The following is a 17,543-nucleotide window of genomic DNA, read 5'->3' as shown; positions in this document are numbered from 1 at the left end:
CCATAACAAAAAAAAGCCTCCGGTACGGAAGGCTCTGCATTATTATAAGGTTTAAACATTTAGGCTGATACCAATTGTGGCTGTGGCTTAAGCACCAGGTTACTAATATCGTTAAAGTAAACCTGCGCAAGTTGCTCCCAGCTCAGATCTTTACTGCATTGCAAGCCGTTTGCAGCAAATTGTGCGCTTAGCTCCTTGTTATTTAATATCAGTTCTATCTTTTCAATATACTCATCGGCGTTGTAAGGGCTGCATTTATAACCGTTAACACCCTGCTCAATAAAATCTTTTGAGCCGCCGCCATCAGCAATAACACATGGCAAGCCCGATGCCATTGCCTCGATAACCACATTGCCATAAGTTTCGGATACGGATGGGAACAGGAATACATCGGCAGAAGCATATAATACCGATAGATACTGATGATCGATATTATTGGTGAATATGGCGTTTGGCATGCGTACCTCGCATGCCTGTCGAGCGGTACCATCGCCAACAACCAAAAGGTTTACCGGCGTTTGTAGTGCCTGCAGCTTATCATAAATGCTAAAAAGTGTTACCAGGTTCTTTTCCCACACCAGCCTGCTGGCAAATATAATTGTAGGGTTTTTATTACCTACCAGGCGCTGTATCAATCCCCTGTCCTTTTTATACGGCGAGAATAGTCCCGCATCTATACCCCGCTTCCATATTTTCATATTATCGGGGTAAATACCCATGTCTACCAGTTCGTTCCTGATGCTGTCAGACGGTACGTAAACTTTATCGCAACGGTTATAAAAGCTCTTGTGGCCTTTGGTAACCTGCTGCTTTATACTTTTGATAAATAAAGGCGCGTGCTTAAAGTAATAATCAACGTAAGATATAAAGTGTGTGTGGTAGATGCTTAGCGACGGCAGGCCGCAGCGGCTGGCATAATCTAATCCAAAGCTCCCTAAAAACGATGGTGTGGCTATGTGGATCACATCCGGGTTAAATGCCTGCAGTTTTTTATTAAGCTTGCTTTGTACCAATACCGGCAATGCAATCGAGTAATTTGTGTTTACAGGTAAAGACACCGCCGGGATCTGGAAACTCTCGAAACCCAATACATTTTCGGGTCCTTCGCCATAAATAAACATATAATCGAACCGGGTGGTATCAATACGGTATAAAAGCTGGTACATGGTACGCACCGCGCCGTCAAAATCTTCGATAAGTATATCAGCGAAAAACGCTACTTTGATCTTTTTCATTACAATCTTCCTTTCTTAAATTTAATGCTTTGGGTTGCGTACATTTTATGATACTGAATGCGTTGGGCTTCCGCCGCGTTTAAAACGGTGCGCTGAAAGTTTTTTTGAATTGCCGGTACTTTTTACCGGGACACGCGATGCCGCCCATATAACCAGTGCCGCTATCAGCAGCATTGCCAGATCAAGTGATGTATATCCCATTTCCATTTGTTTATGTTTAACATTATAAAAGTACCGGCCGTACTTAACGGGAGTGTTAAGCCAGGGTTATCAGTAAAACAACATTGTGGTACTTTAATGTTAAGTGTTTGGAGGTGGCGGCAAGGTGCAATAGAAAATAAATTATCTATAAAACAGCCCGTTATGCCGAACCGCTAAAAAATGAAATGATTTTTGTATTTCCGGCTACATTTTCACATATTTGCAACCTCGAAAATAAGAACTATTTTCAGCGCCTATAGCTCAGTTGGTTAGAGTAGAAGACTCATAATCTTTTGGTCCCTGGTTCGAGCCCAGGTGGGCGCACAAAACACCTCTTAGTTAACGCTAAGGGGTGTTTTTGTTAAATATTTGTAATACATTTACGTCAATCAACGCCCCATTCTTCGCTAATATTAACCTAATGCTTTAATGGCCCAAAAATTTGGCTCATTTATTTTGCTTTTTATCCTGCTGACATTTGCCGGGCTGCCATCTTTCGGCCAGGTAAACATAGATTTCGAAAAAGGGAATTTTGATAACTGGGAGTTTGCTATTGGAAAGATAGATACCCTTGGCACAGTATCGCTGAGGCCCTCGTATGCCATCCCCGGAAGCTTTACTATATTAAAAAATGATGGTTTGGAAATTAAAGATGAATTTGGTGATTTCCCCAGGTTTTCTCCAAACGGTAGTAAATACAGTGTCAAATTAGGCAATACTGCCGTAGGCAATGATGTGCAGCAAATGTCGTATACGATGACCGTTCCACCATCGGGTTCTAACAGTATTATATTTGATTACGCAGTAGTACTGGTAAATCCAGGGCACAATGCATCCCAGCAACCGCGTTTTACTGTAAAAATTTACAATATAACTGATAACAATTACCTGGAATGCCCGTCGTTTGATTTCATTTCATCCTCAGACCTTCCGGGTTTTAAATATAACAGCGACGGCGTTTTTTATAAAGACTGGTCGTCTGCCACTATCAACCTTACCGGCTTAAATAATAAAAAGATACGGCTTGAGTTTACTGTTAATCATTGTTCATTTGGCGAACATTTTGGATATGCTTATTTCGATATCAGCGAAAATATAGGCGCACCTGTATCGGGCAATATCTTTTGCGATAACCAAATGGGCATTACCTTATCGGCCCCGCCGGGATTCGCCACTTACACCTGGTACAGTGCCGATATGCTTAGTACTTTAGGGACAGGCCGAATACTTACATTACCATTGCCGGCCACTAATACCAACATAGCGGTTAAAGTAACACCTTTTAACGGATTAGGCTGTACAGATATACTTTATACTACTTTAAATGGTATAAACGGCGAGTTTAAGTTTGTAGCTAAACAAGAATTAGTTGGCTGCCCGGGCTCCGCCGCAGACCTAACAGCGGCAGAAATAACACAAGGAAGCAGCCCTGGTTTAACCTTCCAATACCTTACCGAATCTTTTGAGCCACTACCGTTGCCTGCTCAAATTACCAGGGCGGGTATTTATTATATAAGGGCTACAAATGCCGGTGGATGCAGTAACCTGTTGCCCGTTAAGCTTTCTTTTAACCAGCCCGCTTTAGTTACTGCCAACCCGCTACCGGTAACGTATCCGGCTACCATAAACCTAACCACTTATTTTACACCGAAACAAGATTTAATCTACAGCTATTACCAGGATGCTATAGCTACTATGCCACTTAACAATTACACCGCGGTAACAACAAGCGGAATTTATTATATAAAAGCGGAAACGGCGTCGGGCTGCCAAAACATTCAGCCGGTAACCGTTACTATCCTGCCGCCGCCGCCTTATTCGGTCACAGCTCCAAACCTTTTTAGCCCTAATAACGATGGGATAAATGATACTTTTCATATTTCACTAAGCGGTTACATCACTTTTAGCAGTTTGCGAATCTATAACCGTAATGGCAAACAGGTAATGCAAACAATGGACCCCGGCCTTTACTGGGACGGTAAACATAACGGGCAACCGCTACCGACAGGAACCTATTACTGGATAATGGAAGGTGTTGACGATTATTATCACAACAAGGTAACCCGGTCATCATTTATAACCTTGCTTAAATGACTATACGAGACAGTTTTAGTAAGTTTAAGCAATGCATACATCAGGATATTATCCCTTCTCTTTATCTAAAGTAAATAATGCGAAGAACAGGCCAAGGAAAATAACAGCATAGGCAACAGAACCCCACAATGCTTGCGGGACAAACTTCTCAAAATCGGCCATGGAACCAACAAAAGAGTATGCGTAGGGGAAGTACTCCATTCCTCCGGCGTAATGTTCTGCCATGATCATGGTTACTACCCAAAATACAAACCCTACCCCGATAGGGAGTATAAAGTTTTTAAACCTTATGCCTATCCCAAACTGTATGGTTGACATGGCCAATACCAGCAAATATGATTTCACTATCTGTGGCAACAGGTAGCCCCAATCCGGCGCGTGGTTTAAAAAACCGGTTTTGGGTTCAATAATGTATAGTACAGCGCCCGAAACAAGTATAAGAGCGTTATGCAGTATGATAAAACACAATATAAAAAACTGAATGACAAGAAACTTTGAAAAGAAAATAGTCCCGAACGATTGCGGGCTGCTCATCACCTGTTTCCAGGCGTTGTTGCGGTATTCTATCTGCGCGCAAATAGTGCACAATAGGATGATGAAAAACGGCAGAAAAATACCCGAGGAATACATACGTCCATCGGCAAAATATTTGGCCCAGGGCTGGCCCTGAAGTTTCTGTATACCGTCGGCACTGTTAAAGCTGATCAATAACCCTACAGGTGCAATAGCTGCGCCCAATACTGTAAGCAGCCAAACAGAACTTTTTTTGGTTTTAAGTATTTCCGAGCGAAAAGAAGTATAAAGTGTCATGATTTGGTTGTTAAGGCTATAAATAATTGTTCAAGGTTGGGATCAAGCCTTTGCAGGTGATAAAGATCGATGTTGCTGTTTAGCAGTGTCCTGTTTATTGCAGCCATTTCCTCGGTACCTTCAAATGCGAACGAGAGCATGTTGTTATCCCTTTGTACATCTTTATCATGTAAGAGTTGTATAACGCGGTCGTTATCAGATGTATTAATAAGCACTCTGGTTTGCGCCTTCTGCACATCGTACAGTTCATCTAACGCCCCCTGAAACAGCATTTTGCCGTTAAAAATAATACCTACATGGCTAACTATCTTCTCTACTTCCGATAGGTTATGGCTTGAAATAATAATGCTCATGCCATGTTCTTTATTTAGATTTTTGATGAGCTGGCGCAACTCGATGATGCCTGTCGGGTCGAGGCCGTTGGTGGGTTCATCAAGGATAAGCAATTTTGGCCCCGGCAGCAAAGCAAGGGCTATAGATAAACGCTGTTTCATGCCAAGGGAATAGTTTTTAACCGCCTTGCCCCCTACATCAGCCAAGCCTACAGTATGCAACACTTCATCCAGCCGGCCTTTCTTACAGTTATAAATTTCGCGGTAAACCTCTAAATTCTGGTTAGCGGTTAAATGGCCATAAACCGATGGATTTTCGATAAGAGAGCCTATTTCCTTCAGAATTTCTATCCGGGAGGTTTGAATATCTTTACCAAATATCTTGATGCTGCCCTCCTGTTTCTTCAGCAGCCCCAAAAGCAGCCGCAGTGTTGTAGTTTTACCCGATCCGTTTGGCCCCAGGAAGCCATAGATTTGGCCGGCTTTAACCTCAAGACTAATGTTTTGCAGTATTTTTGAGCCTTTGGTATAGCTGAACGAAAGATCGTTCATACTAACAATTGGTGTATGCATATGTATTATTTGTTACGTAAGTAAATACAGCAATTATGGGTTGTACTATTACATAACAAAGATATATGCTTTGTTTAGTATTATGCAATACATAGTAGTGTATTAATATATATTGTAACAGATATGTTACAATATATATCATTAACTTGTGCATTATTTCAACCCCATTCCCTGTTCCGGGCATTTTTTTGAACTATTTGTAACGGACGCTGTTATTATTAAAAACACAATCCGATGAATGATAAGATTTTAGCAGAAGAATATATGCGCGAACTGGAAGCCGAAACCCCATCAACTCAAAAGTGCCTGGAACGCATACCGCCAGAATTATTTGGCTGGAAACCACACGAAAAGTCAATGGAATTAGGATACCTTACCCTGCTGGTGGCCGAGATACCTTTATGGATCGCCTTTATAGCACGCGACCCTGAAATCGATTTTGCTACATTTAAACATATCGACGCCAAAACAACAAAGCAGGTACTGGAGCATTTTCATAACAACCTTGCCGAGGCTAAACAAGCCCTGCAAAATATAACGGAAGGCGACCTGGATAAACCATTTGAGCTGAAAGCTAACGGCCAAACCCTATTTTCATCCACTAAGAAAGAGCAGATCAGTTCTACTTTAAATCATTGGGTACACCATCGCGGCCAGCTAACTGTTTATATGCGCCTTAATAATATCGCCGTGCCATCTATCTACGGGCCTTCGGCAGATGACAAAACTTACGGAGAAGCGTAAAATAATTACGGGCCCTCATAATTATTTTAAGTATTTTTCAGTTTGGTACCATGGCGTACCGGGCCGGTCTGCGGGGAAACCGTTTTGTTCACGGTAAGCTTTTCGTTCGGCTGTAAAGTTCCACCAACGTTTTGTATCATCACGGTTTTCGATGTAATGCACCAATAACCGGTACGAATCCTCCACGCATGGATCGGCCCAGGCACCGCAATGGCGTTCATACGCGTCAAAAAGTTCTGCGGCAGGCCTTCCTTTAAGTTGCTCCAGTGAAAAATAACCCTGGCTAATAAGTTCTTCGGCAAAGTTAATACCCAGCGAGGGGATACTTTGAAATTCTGCAAGTGCCTGTAATTCTTTTGCACGCCCGGGCGAAGCATTCAGCAAGGCGGCGATCTCGTCGGGCGCCAGATCCTGCAGCATTTTTTGACTCACTTTGCTTGCTTTCAAATCCTGTTTTTCCGCCTCGGTGAGGCGGTAATTAATGGCTTTCTTCATAGTACTTCCTGGTAATTGATAATAAACTTAGCCACCTGTTCCTGTTCTGTAACGGTGAGGATATCACCATCATATATCCAAAAGCCCTGCACATCAAATAATACCCGGCCCAAGTAATCGGGCTGCTCATCATATGCAGTATATAACAGGTAACAAAGCTCTGCTGCTTTACTTTCTACATCCAAAACAATGCGTATTACTTCATCAGGGCCATGTTTGCGTTTTAGCCAGGCCCTTGCGTCGTTAATTATATTAGTATTGTTTATCATGCTGTAACAAAAATCAAAAATATTTTACAATATTTTATTATAAATACTAATTTTTTTAGTTTCTATACTTGGATATTTGAATTTGAAGGGGTAAAACACCCTGTAAGCCTTACATATAAATGCCTTTTTTACAAATATTTGCGAATAATAGAGATCGCTTTAGGTACATTTAGGAACCTAAAGCAATTTCTATTACGATGCCCCACAATTACCGCTTACAAGCTAAAGTGCCAGTATCCTCCGCAATCAACACAGGTGGGCATCAGTTATTCCATTTTAAAACAATTTTCAACCATAAAGTAAACCACAAATGACAGAAAACCTTAACCGTTTTGGCATGGGCGCAAGCTTTGTACCCGCCGATACACTAACCGAAATAGACCTTGGGCCCTTAAAGCAACTGGTAGGCGAATGGGAAAGCGTTGTGCTAACAACAACCGGCGAAGATGGCTCGCTAAAGAACCTTGCAAGCGGCTGGAACGTAATATCGGTACCCGGGGTACCCCGTTTCACCTACGAGGTTATCCCTTACAAAGAAAACCTTAAATTTTCATCGGTAGCGGTACATGCCGGCAACCGTGGGCCCGTACTTAACGGGAAACAGTTTGACCAGGAGATCTTCGGTGTATTTTATGAGCAGCAGATAGTAAGTGTTTGCGATACTGATTTTTGCCATAAAAGAGGTTTTGGAAAAGACACCGTGATACACGCCGAAACCGGACTGATGCTGTACGTAACCAATGAAAACGGCGGCTATAATATAGCCCGGTTAGGCACTATTCCGCATGGCAACGTACTGCTGGCCCTGGGGAAATCGTCGCAGCAAAATAACCCCGGCACAAGCTTTTTTGACCAGCTATCTGCTAAAGGTGTAAACCTGGATGGCAGCAAAGCTGCAATGCTTGGATATAACGACCAGATAACCGGGACCCCGCAGTTTGACGAGTTTAACCAGGTTGACCCCAACATATTCCTGAAATCAACTTTAGACAGCATTGTGGGGAGCGGGTCTGTAACGGATATGACAACTATTAACATGTCTACCAAACACCCCGATGCAACGGGTGGTATCCTTAATATCCCTTTTATTCAAACTAACGTTACAGCTACATCAATGGATGCTAATTTTTGGATAGAAAACATTAACGGTGGTACCGAGACCGAGCTTTTACAATATTCACAGGTTATAAACCTGGTGTTTCCATCAACCAACACGGTAACACCTATTATCTGGCCGCACATTACCATAAGTACCTTAAAGCGCATGCAGCCGCAACCGGCTACCGCAAACGCGATGAAACTATCAGCAGAAATGCCGGGAGATACTCCGGGTGTTCCTCAGTTATAACAGCAGTATCCATGCTACACGGGCGCACGCGATAAGCGTGCGCCTTATTGTTATGTTACGTAACTGGCCAATTTTACAACCGGCCAGCCTTTATTTAAACACATCCCCTGCCTTTTATCAGGGTTTTTATATCGATGGAAAAGGTGATGAAGCGGGCGCATGAAACACCCGATAATAGCCTGCAACTGCTTACCCAACAGCAAACTAAAGATGCATGCACTGCAAACACATCTTTCCCCGCTGTGTTTGGCTTATATGCCATTATATACTTTAGCTAATTTTGCGCACTGTTAAAGCGTATTATTACAAAGTGACCGGTGTTTATAGCTTTGATCATGTTTTCTTTTGAAATATTACCCGAGCTTATTTTAAGGACACCATTTCTGAGTTACGAGGAATATATTCGGTTATCTATTCGGGGCCTGCTTGCTAACGGGCATTTCCGTACAGCCATTTTTCTGGCAAGCAATTCGTTATACAGCGAACTTGCAGCCCACGATTTCCGCATCGAAAAACTATCAGCCAAAACACTTTTCTCGATAAAAAAATATGCCAACAGGATGGCTTACCGTACCACCCCGTTTGGTGCGTTTTCGTCGTTCAGTTTTATAAAGCAACCTTATAATAAAACCGGCGTAGTATTAACAACGCAGGGGTATAATTTGCACATATCGCCCGATATGGAAAATGTGCTTGATATGTATAAGCGTGTGGCAGCCCCAAACATGTATAAAAGCCTACGCGCCAATCAATCCACCTATCATACCGGACAGGATATCCGTTACCTGTATAGGGAAGAGCAACAATCCACATCTTTTAATTTTACTATACACAAGCTGCAAAACAACACTGTTATTAACCATATTGTATTATTTTGCAAAAGGGAAAAACCAAATGAAAGTATATTAGCCTACCTAACACAACGCCTGGGCCTGGATGAAGAAGATGCCCGCGAATTATTGCACGAGCTTGTAAATTTACAAGTGTTAGAGCCAGCGTTTCAGCCCAACATTACCGGCGAAGACCTTTATTGCCGGATAAAGAAATTTCCCGGTCAGGGTTCATTCCTGATACCTGATAATAAGATATTAGAAAATTCACCTTTAAACGAAAGGGACACGGTAACCCTGCCTGCAAACACGGCCGCGTTTGCTCTTGAAACAGGCATTACCGTAAAATATTACGCTAACCTTGAACGCCATGCCGAAGGCGGGCCTGCGGCGGCTTGGCACAACGATCTGCAAGCTGCCTTTTCGGTATTGCAAAAAATATCGCCGGGCGCAGAAAACAAGGCATTAACTGATTTCAAAAGCGCTTTTGTTAAAAAATTTGATAGGCAAGCTGTTCCGCTGATGGTAGCATTAGACCCGGAAACCGGTATCTCATACGCAGACCTGGCCCGGCCTGTAAATGGGGATTCGCTTGCCCGCGATCTTAATTTTACCGTAGAAGATACATTACCCGTAAGCATAGAGTGGGGCGAGCTGCAGCAAATGCTGATGAACAAATGGCATAAAAACGCTGCACAAATAACTATTGATGATGAAGACCTTGAAAAACTGCCTAACCGTGCACTAAAGCCGCCACCCGGCTTATCGGTAGTATTTAAGGTATACAATGATCAGCTGTTTATTGAACAGGCGGGTGGGGTAAGCGCTACTGCTTTAACAGGCAGGTTTACCCCGCTTAATAACGAGATATTACACCATTGCCAAAATATCGCCCGCAAAGAAACCTGTACCAATCCCGATGTTGATTTTGCAGAACTTGCTTTCCTTTCTGATGCTCATGTAGATAATATTAACAGGCGGCGCTCTGTCTGGCCATTTGAAATTCCTATTAAAACAGGCTCTGCATTACCTGCTGATACGCAAATCAGCCTGTCTGACCTGTTTATATCCATACACCAGGGCGAAATACTGCTGTGGCGTACCGGGTCAAAAAAACGTGTTATACCCCGTTTAAGCTCGGCGTACAATTTCCAGCGAAGCGAGTTGCCTGTTTTCCGTTTCCTTGCCGATTTGCAATACCAGGGCGTACAGCATACCTGGGGGCTGGATATGATGAATCTGTTTCCGGGGTTAAAGTATTACCCGCGGGTAACCTATAAAAACTGTATCCTGTACCCGGCTACATGGGTGCCCGATAAAAACACACTAAAGGCAATACCCGCACAAAACGCTTTAGCCGGGTATAATTGGTTTGTGAAAAAAGCCGGGTGCATAGGTTTACCTAACCTGTTTGCATTGGTACGCTCGGATCAGTACCTGATGTTCGATTTAAACGACAGGCAGAGCATAGAGATGCTTCTGTCAGAGATCCGTAGCGAAGAACGGCCCATTTTTAAGGAAGTTTTCAAAGAAAACGATTATGGCGGGGCTGTAACCGATAAGCAGGGCCGCACCTATGCAAACCAGTTCATAGCATCGGTAATAAATAACCAGGCTGTTTATACCGGCAACTATGTTAAGCCTGCTATAATAAAAAAACAAACAGTAAAACGGCTGCATTTACCCGGCGGGGAATGGTTATATTATAAAATTTACTGCCAGGAGTTTAATGCCGATAGTGTACTCCTGGCAATAGCCGCTATCACTCAAAAAAATAAATTATTTATTTATCAGTGGTTTTTTGTTCGTTACCGCGATCCCGAACCGCATTTACGGGTACGGATGCAGGTTGTGGCAAATGCCACAGGTAAATTAACAAAGGCTGTTCACACTGTATTACAAAAGCTTCAAAAGATCAATAAAATAAACGGGGCTAAAATTGAAACTTACGAACGTGAGCTGGAGCGTTACCCGCCCCGGGTAATACCCCTGGCCGAACAGCTTTTTTGCATCAGCACCGGCATTGTTATTAACTTCCTTAAGTTCAACCCAAAATTAACTATACCTTATCCTGCTTATACCGCCGCAATTGCTGTTGCTTACGGTATTATTTGTTATTGCATAACCGATGCATTAGCCAGGGGCCGGTTCCTGAATAATGTTAAAGAAAATCTTTTTAAAGAATTTGGCGGCTCAAAAAGCCTGAAAATATCTCTCGATCAAAAAAAGAGAGAGTTAAAAAACCAATCGGCGGGCTTGCTTAATGATGCCTTTTTTTATAGCAACATCAAATCGATACAAAACAAAAAAGAACTATTTAAAACGCTGGGCATTATTACCACGAATAATAAACTTTTTAATGAGCAGCTACTGGCCGATATTGTTCATATGCATATGAACCGTTGCTTTTCGACTGATATGAGGCAGCAGGAAATGGTTGTTTACGCACTAATGCACCAGTTTGAACTAACACGCCAGAAACTGCATCAGTAGTTTCTTACTTTTTCTTAACAAGGTTTTCCCCTATCTTTTTAAAAAACTCCTCGCGGTGTTGTGCCCCAACCGTAATGGCAGGGAAACCTTCTAAAAATATACGGTTACCCTCAATGGTAACTATTTTGCGGTAATTGATAATATATGATTTATGAACCCGCTGAAAATCGGTATCGGGCAGTTGTTCAAGCAGATCTTTTAACGACAGGTAAACAACATGGTGCTGCTGGCCGGTTACATGTATGTTCAGGTAGTTATTCATACTTTCAATAAAAATGATATCCTCGAACCTTAATTTAATGATCTTGGATTTAGACCCGCTTTGTACAAATATATGATCTGGCTTGCCCTGTCGTGGTAATGCCTTTTGTTCAAAATCCTGTTGTAATTTATTTATGCAAGCTAAAAACCGGGTATATCTTATAGGTTTCAGCAAAAAATCGGCAGCCTGCAATTCGTAACTGTTTACGGCGTAACTGGCAAAAGCGGTAGTAAATACTACTTTAAGCTTATCGCCTACCATGGTGTATAGGTCAAGCCCGGTTAAAAGGGGCATATCAATATCCAGGAATAAAACATCGGGCGGGCTGTTCAATATTTCATGTAAACCCTTCACCGAATCCTGGTTTGACCCTGCTAAGCTTATGCCGGGCGTTTTATCAATATAATCGGTAAGCAGCTCTATAGCATGCAATTCATCGTCAATTATATAGCAACGAAGCATAAGCAATCAGTATTTATAGTAAGGTCCACATAAAAAAGGTCATCTGTTTCGTTCACCCTCAGTTTAAAACTATCGCGGTAAGCCTGGTGCAGGCGTTTTTTAGAATTGTTGATACCAATGCCCGAGCCTGATATTTCCTTACTGTCAAAAACCTTTTTGTTACGTGTGGCAAAGTGAACAAAGCCGTCCATTTGTTTGATCTGGATCAGAGCCGGCTGATCCTTATCCTGCAGGTCGCCATATTTAAACACATTCTCTACCAGGGTAAGTAGCACCAGCGGTATTATTCTGAGGTCTTTAAAATCTCCCTCTTTAACAAAATGTACCTGTAGCTTAGAGTCGAACCGGATCTGGTTAAGCGTAATCAGGTCATCGATATTAACCAGTTCATCTTCCAAGTACACTTTCCCGTCAGTATCTGTATTGGCTATCGAAAACCTTGTAATATCGGCCAAAAGCATAACCGCATCCCCGGCGGTAGCCGATAGCTTGTATACAGAATTATAGATAAAATTTAACGTATTAAAAAACAAATGCGGGTTTATCTGTGCCCTTAGCAGCCCGTTTTTAGCGCTTAAAAGCTCGTTCTGTAAAAGTATCTGATCTTTTTCCTTTTGCATCTGCTCGGTAAGCATCGCGTTTATCTTTTTGGTCGATCGTATCAGGTTAACAGAAAACGCATACACTGTACTTAGCCCTAAAAAATAAAAACAACGCCAGAAACTGGCCACAAAAAAATAACCTATGGGCCTACTGGGGCGAAGTATTTGAACAGCAAAGTACTCCAGCATGGTGTTCATTACAAAATTAACAGCCATATAACCAAGTACCAGGGAAGCTATGAGGCCGATCTTTTTCCTGACGGAGCCACTGCCCGTAATGATGCGGGCATTAATGTAGAATAATAATATGTTAAGGATATAATGAGCTACATAATCTGAAAGTGCCCCTGCCATTCCTCTTACAAGGTATATAGATGTTACCTCGTAAAACATAAAAATTGCCCATGCAACTGCATGTTGTAAGATCACTTTTCTTTTCATAACCATGCGAATATAACCGTTTGCCATGTGCATATCGCGGTTGGGATAATATTTTTTTTTGGGGTTCTGATGTCGGATAATTTTAAGAAAACCCCAAGATTATGCCGACTAAATTTAACAAAAAACCCACTTTAAAAGCCACAGCGCTATTTAATTTCCCTAAAAAAGCTGGTTTACCCGGCGGTTTCCCTACCGACCCTACAGCAACATCAATGACTATAACATCGTTTGTAGGCGCAGTAAAAAACCGATCGTAATTATAACAAGGTTATGAATGGCAATACTAAAACTATGGTGCGTACCGAAGCGCAAAACCTGGATATTGGCCTTGCTTTGCGAAAGCTGAGGGTGGCTAACGGCTACTCACAGCAATTTGTAGCCGACTGCTTTGAAATAAGCAGGAATGCCTACATTGAGTGGGAGAGCAACAGGGTAAACCTATCCATGAACAACTGTTCGCGCATATGCAGTTTCTATGGGATAAAACTTAGTGATTTTGTATTAAATTTCCTGGAGACAGGCATGCACCATGCCCCCGGCGATCTACGCGCTAATAACGCTGCTTAATTAAGGGTAACTATCATCCATTTAATATCAAAAGGCAACCCGCTGTTGGTAATGGTTATAAATGCCGCGTCTGTACCTTTTATTACTACACAATCTAATATCGATACGTTGTGCTCCTTAAAATAAGAAGGGTGCTTTTTTTGTATTAGCTTTAATTTGCCGATAATAAAATCTTTGCTGTTCATAAAAATTCCATCAAAAAGGGCGGCGCCATTGCCTGTATCTTTAATGAACCATTTTTATATGGCCTAAGCCAATCTAAGTATTACTGTAATATCACCTGCTTATTATTTTGATAATGCCAAGTATAGCATGGCATGCCCGCTCCGGTAAACAATAAAAAAGCCCGGCGTGTTGATAACAGCACCGGGCTGTATTAACCCTATATCCAAAGTAAAAACTGAGGCTTATTTGTCGGTTTCGTAAAAACCGGGCGCTATGGCTACCGATAGCAAAGTTTTCATGTGTTTATCCAGCAGCTTCTTCCACCAAAAGTTGTAGCTGCGCGGGTAAATAACACGGCCATTATAATCCATACGGCATAATTCTTCAAGCGCCAGCAATTTATACATTACCTTGCGCGAATGATCTACCACCGCGTGCGAACGCTCTGTATATCCCAGCATGGTATTTATTTCGCGATTGGTTTTACCCAATAAGATCCAGCTGAAAATATCGATATGATGTGTTGAAAAGCCTTTGGTTTTAAGGTTTGGCCTGGTTAAAGCAATTGCGTTGTTTTTCATGATATGTTCCTCTCCTGCTATTCTAATTTTAATACTTTAAACTCTGTCCTCCTGTTCAGCTGCCTGCCTTCGGGATTATCCTTGCCGTTGGGCAGTGTATTTGGCGCTATCGGTCTGCTTTCGCCGTAACCTTTGGCATAAATGCGGCTTTCGTCAATTCCCATGCTAATAATGTAATCTACACACGCCTGGGCCCGCCTTTGCGATAATTTATAGTTGTACATGTCGCTGCCTTTGGAGTCGGTATGCGCGGCCAGTTCAACCTTTATTTGGGGATTATCCTTCATAATGGTTACCAGTTCGTTCAGCACTGTTTTAGATTCGGGGCGAAGCGTTGCTTTGTCATAATCATACAGCACGTTTTTGATCACGATGGGTTTATCAACCTTAAAGGCCTGCAAGCATATCTCGGCATTAAATAAAGTATCGCCCTTCATTTCGCCCGATGCGGGAACGGGCAGTACTTTGCTGAAGTACCCGGCTTTTTCGAGCACTAAATTGTACGGCCTGCTGGTTTTAACATCAAAACTGTAGCGGGCTGTTTTATCAGTAATTATCTGTTTAATGGTTTGCCTGGTTAGTGAATCGACAAAGCTCACTTTAACACCCGGCAACGCTTTGCGGGTATCACAGTCGACCACTATGCCGGTAAGCAGGTGCCGTTTATCCATCACCTCAAACAGGTTTAAACAGCAGTCAGATTCCCTGTCGCTGCTGATATAAAATTTGTTTTGATCGGCGTTATCAGGTACATAATAAAGGTCATCCTTAGCCGAGTTCATGGGGTAGCCCATATTTGCGGGGATTTTCCACTTGTTATCTGCATTAAAACTTTCAAAAAAATCAAATCCACCCAAACCCAAAAAACCTTTCGAGCTGTAGATCAGCCTTTTGTTCTGCACGTCGTAATAAGGCGCCTGCTCATCCATAGAGGTGTTGATGACACTGCCCAGGTTGGTCGAGTTGATAGGGCTGCCATCGCTGTTCAGGTCGGCTACCCATATATCATCGCCACCCTGCCCGCCGGGCTTGGTAGATACAAAATACAATTGTTTGCCGTCAGCAGTGACAAAAGGCTGTATGGCATTAAAACCATCGGCATTAACATTGGAGTTTAGCTTTTGCGGGGTTCCCCAATCTGTACCTTCCATTTTGCTGGAGTAAATGGCATAGGTAGACTTGCTTCCCACTTTATACCAGCGGGTAAAGTACATGCGTTGCCCATCGGGCGTAAAGGCAGGCGTACCATATTCCAGGTCTTTTATATTTTCGTCGCTTTTAAATTTTATAACTGTTGGCTGGCCGGCATCCTGGTTGGCCATTGTATAAATGCGGTTTACGTGGGTTTTTTCATCCTTTACAAACCGGGATGAAGTAAAATAGGTGTTCCCATCCCGCTGCCACATGGCATAGTCAGATCCATCCGAGTTCCATGATCCTTTGCGTTTAGCCACATCTATCAATATGGGGTATTGGTATTGCTCTTTAGCGAACCTGCAATTTCTTATTTCCTTTTCCGCTATCGCAATGTATTGCGCTTCGCCTTTATAGGATAATTTGAACTGTGTCAACTGCTTTATGGCTTCGTCAAAATACTGGTTGGCACGCAGGCATACACCATACCACAACCTGCTTAGCGGATATTTAGCCTCGTTATTCTCTTCTATCACCTTAAAATACCAGGGCTCGGCTTCCAGGTAATTCTCGTACCCGCGGTACGATTCGCCCAGCCGGTAACAGATATAAGCCCTGTCATCAGGGTTGCCGCTTTTAGCGGCAGCCTTTGCAGATTTGCCACCCCCGCTATACGGTATCGATTGCAGCGTTACCAGGCTCATCCCCTCGGCAGCCTTGCGGTAATAATAAGCGGCCTCGTACCAATCCTTGTTGTTAAAGGCTTTATCGCCCAGTGCGCGGGGGTTATCTTTACTGTACTGGGCCATAGCCGGCGTACAGGCTGTAATAATTAGTATTATTGTAAGTATCTTTTTCATATTGATAAAGTTTAAAGCCTTGGGCAAATAGGTTCGGGCTCTTGTATCCGCCTTCTGAAAACGTAACTTATAGATAATTCTAAACCGCCCTGGCCAAAGGTTGCGCGGTTTAGCGATGAGGTGTTAAAATCATAACTGGCGCCGATGATAAGGCTGTTTACGTGGTAACCCACATTAGCCACCGCGGCATCGTTAAACCGGTACATGCCGCCCAGTATCAGCCCCTTCTCGCTGTTTATCTTAAATTCAGAATACGCGCCTACCGCCTTTTCTTCGGCTTTTTGCTGGCGCATATAAATGGCATGCGGTATAAAATCGAAGTAATCATTGGCCTTGATGCGTACCCCCGCATGTGCCGTCCACCGGATAGGTAATACATTAGCTACACCGGTGTTCATTGATATCGGGTCTTTTGACCTTGTTAAGTGTGCCGCGCTTACACCACCAAAAAAATTAGCGCCGTGCAGCGGGTCGCCATCGTAATAAAAAATACCTGCGCCGGCATCAAAAATGGTGGCATTAGTATTCAGGAAATTCTCGTTGCTGGGCATTGTGGGGTCAAAACCGCTTGAGGGGTTATACTGGCTGCCATATTGCGCTTTGCTTGCATCAAAGCCACGGTTTATAATGCCGGCCTGCACGCCAAAGCTTAGCTTTTTAAACCCATCGTTTGATACGGCAATAGCATAACCAAAGGAGCCGTATGCCGCAAAGTAATTATAGCCAATATCGCCCGCAGCCTGGTTTATCACGTTAAAGCCAAGCCCCACTTTATCAGTAGGCCGGTAATCAACAGATAGCGCGCCGGTTTGGTAAGCGTTATTGATGTTTGCATACTGGTTTTTAAAATTACCGTTAATGCGCAGGTCGCCGTTAATAACCCCGGTTAAAGCGGGGTTAAGGTATAGCGGGTATGCGTAGTATTGCGAAAAGTGGGGATCTATTTGAGCCATTAAGCGGTGGGCTGCCCCAACCTGGAGCAGCGCCGCTATGATGATGATGGTTACTTTTTTCATGTGTAGATATTTGTTAGGTGATGGTTCTG

At 42.9% G+C, this 17,543-nt stretch carries 19 protein-coding genes and 1 tRNA gene; 8 read left to right on the top strand and 12 right to left on the bottom strand.

Translation table 11 applies throughout. The features are described 5' to 3' along the window. Nucleotides 1–59 precede the first annotated feature (59 nt). Nucleotides 60–1,235 (bottom strand): glycosyltransferase family 4 protein, encoded by a 1,176-nt coding sequence (locus EWM62_RS05585; protein WP_129875672.1) that lies wholly within the window; start codon nt 1,233–1,235, stop codon nt 60–62. A 45-nt stretch (nt 1,236–1,280) separates the two neighbouring features. Beyond that, complete coding sequence (locus EWM62_RS19250) at nt 1,281–1,436, bottom strand: hypothetical protein (protein WP_162499788.1); 156 nt, start codon at nt 1,434–1,436, stop codon at nt 1,281–1,283. 250 nt (nt 1,437–1,686) lie between these two features. Between EWM62_RS19250 and EWM62_RS05580 the strand changes: the two genes are divergently transcribed. Both EWM62_RS05580 and EWM62_RS05575 read left to right on the top strand, forming a co-directional pair. After that, a tRNA-Ile gene (locus tag EWM62_RS05580) sits at nt 1,687–1,760 on the top strand. Nucleotides 1,761–1,865: 105 nt separating this feature from the next. Continuing rightward, a complete protein-coding gene (locus tag EWM62_RS05575) occupies nt 1,866–3,530 on the top strand; it encodes a gliding motility-associated C-terminal domain-containing protein (RefSeq protein ID WP_129875671.1) in 1,665 nt (554 codons plus the stop codon). Between the two features lie 48 nt (nt 3,531–3,578). Here EWM62_RS05575 and EWM62_RS05570 read toward each other — a convergent pair whose 3' ends face one another. Both EWM62_RS05570 and EWM62_RS05565 read right to left on the bottom strand, forming a co-directional pair. Continuing rightward, nucleotides 3,579–4,340, bottom strand: a complete 762-nt coding sequence (locus EWM62_RS05570; RefSeq protein WP_129875670.1) for an ABC transporter permease — start codon at nt 4,338–4,340, stop codon at nt 3,579–3,581. Further along, nucleotides 4,337–5,245, bottom strand: a complete 909-nt coding sequence (locus EWM62_RS05565; protein ID WP_129875669.1) for an ABC transporter ATP-binding protein — start codon at nt 5,243–5,245, stop codon at nt 4,337–4,339. Before EWM62_RS05565 ends, EWM62_RS05570 begins: the two co-directional genes overlap by 4 nt. Nucleotides 5,246–5,479: 234 nt before the next feature. Between EWM62_RS05565 and EWM62_RS05560 the strand changes: the two genes are divergently transcribed. Beyond that, on the top strand, nt 5,480–5,989 hold the full coding sequence (locus EWM62_RS05560; protein WP_129875668.1) for a DinB family protein: 510 nt from the start codon (nt 5,480–5,482) through the stop codon (nt 5,987–5,989). 21 nt (nt 5,990–6,010) lie between these two features. On the opposite strand, the gene EWM62_RS05555 is transcribed toward EWM62_RS05560, so the two are convergent. Together EWM62_RS05555 and EWM62_RS05550 are read right to left on the bottom strand one after the other, a co-directional pair. Continuing rightward, nucleotides 6,011–6,484 carry a helix-hairpin-helix domain-containing protein gene (locus EWM62_RS05555; RefSeq protein WP_129875667.1) on the bottom strand — a complete coding sequence of 158 codons (474 nt, stop codon included), beginning with the start codon at nt 6,482–6,484 and terminating at the stop codon, nt 6,011–6,013. After that, complete coding sequence (locus EWM62_RS05550) at nt 6,481–6,753, bottom strand: hypothetical protein (RefSeq protein ID WP_129875666.1); 273 nt, start codon at nt 6,751–6,753, stop codon at nt 6,481–6,483. Before EWM62_RS05550 ends, EWM62_RS05555 begins: the two co-directional genes overlap by 4 nt. A 310-nt stretch (nt 6,754–7,063) precedes the next feature. On the opposite strand from EWM62_RS05550, the gene EWM62_RS05545 reads away from it, so the two are divergent. From EWM62_RS05545 to EWM62_RS05540, 3 genes are all read left to right on the top strand, one after another. Then, nucleotides 7,064–8,101 (top strand): heme-binding protein, encoded by a 1,038-nt coding sequence (locus EWM62_RS05545; protein WP_129875665.1) that lies wholly within the window; start codon nt 7,064–7,066, stop codon nt 8,099–8,101. A 134-nt stretch (nt 8,102–8,235) separates the two neighbouring features. Beyond that, nucleotides 8,236–8,379 (top strand): hypothetical protein, encoded by a 144-nt coding sequence (locus tag EWM62_RS19245; RefSeq protein ID WP_162499787.1) that lies wholly within the window; start codon nt 8,236–8,238, stop codon nt 8,377–8,379. 57 nt (nt 8,380–8,436) lie between these two features. Beyond that, the gene (locus EWM62_RS05540) at nt 8,437–11,424 is read left to right on the top strand and encodes a lantibiotic dehydratase (protein ID WP_129875664.1); all 2,988 of its coding nucleotides are present in this window, start codon (nt 8,437–8,439) and stop codon (nt 11,422–11,424) included. A gap of 4 nt (nt 11,425–11,428) precedes the next feature. Here EWM62_RS05540 and EWM62_RS05535 read toward each other — a convergent pair whose 3' ends face one another. Both EWM62_RS05535 and EWM62_RS05530 read right to left on the bottom strand, forming a co-directional pair. Continuing rightward, nucleotides 11,429–12,148 (bottom strand): LytR/AlgR family response regulator transcription factor, encoded by a 720-nt coding sequence (locus tag EWM62_RS05535; protein WP_129875663.1) that lies wholly within the window; start codon nt 12,146–12,148, stop codon nt 11,429–11,431. Next, entirely contained in the window at nt 12,130–13,191 is a 1,062-nt protein-coding gene (locus EWM62_RS05530; protein ID WP_162499786.1) for a sensor histidine kinase, read from the bottom strand. The genes EWM62_RS05535 and EWM62_RS05530 overlap by 19 nt, the downstream gene beginning before the upstream one ends. 101 nt (nt 13,192–13,292) lie before the next feature. Here EWM62_RS05530 and EWM62_RS19240 point away from each other — a divergent pair, with 101 nt between their 5' ends. Then, a complete protein-coding gene (locus tag EWM62_RS19240; protein WP_162499785.1) occupies nt 13,293–13,448 on the top strand; it encodes a hypothetical protein in 156 nt (51 codons plus the stop codon). 13 nt (nt 13,449–13,461) lie between these two features. Beyond that, nucleotides 13,462–13,758, top strand: a complete 297-nt coding sequence (locus EWM62_RS05525) for a helix-turn-helix transcriptional regulator (RefSeq protein ID WP_129875661.1) — start codon at nt 13,462–13,464, stop codon at nt 13,756–13,758. On the opposite strand, the gene EWM62_RS05520 is transcribed toward EWM62_RS05525, so the two are convergent. From EWM62_RS05520 to EWM62_RS05505, 4 genes are all read right to left on the bottom strand, one after another. Next, nucleotides 13,755–13,943 (bottom strand): hypothetical protein, encoded by a 189-nt coding sequence (locus tag EWM62_RS05520; protein ID WP_129875660.1) that lies wholly within the window; start codon nt 13,941–13,943, stop codon nt 13,755–13,757. The genes EWM62_RS05525 and EWM62_RS05520 overlap by 4 nt on opposite strands. A 222-nt stretch (nt 13,944–14,165) precedes the next feature. Beyond that, entirely contained in the window at nt 14,166–14,504 is a 339-nt protein-coding gene (locus EWM62_RS05515; protein WP_129875659.1) for a hypothetical protein, read from the bottom strand. A 17-nt stretch (nt 14,505–14,521) separates the two neighbouring features. After that, complete coding sequence (locus tag EWM62_RS05510) at nt 14,522–16,498, bottom strand: OmpA family protein (protein ID WP_129875658.1); 1,977 nt, start codon at nt 16,496–16,498, stop codon at nt 14,522–14,524. An 11-nt stretch (nt 16,499–16,509) separates the two neighbouring features. Continuing rightward, nucleotides 16,510–17,514 carry a PorP/SprF family type IX secretion system membrane protein gene (locus EWM62_RS05505; protein ID WP_129875657.1) on the bottom strand — a complete coding sequence of 335 codons (1,005 nt, stop codon included), beginning with the start codon at nt 17,512–17,514 and terminating at the stop codon, nt 16,510–16,512. Nucleotides 17,515–17,543 lie beyond the last annotated feature (29 nt).

The organism is Mucilaginibacter terrigena, from assembly GCF_004168255.1.
Lineage (GTDB): Bacteria > Bacteroidota > Bacteroidia > Sphingobacteriales > Sphingobacteriaceae > Mucilaginibacter > Mucilaginibacter terrigena.
Note: the sequence above shows the minus strand (reverse complement) of the source record. Positions and strands in the feature narration are given on the sequence as shown.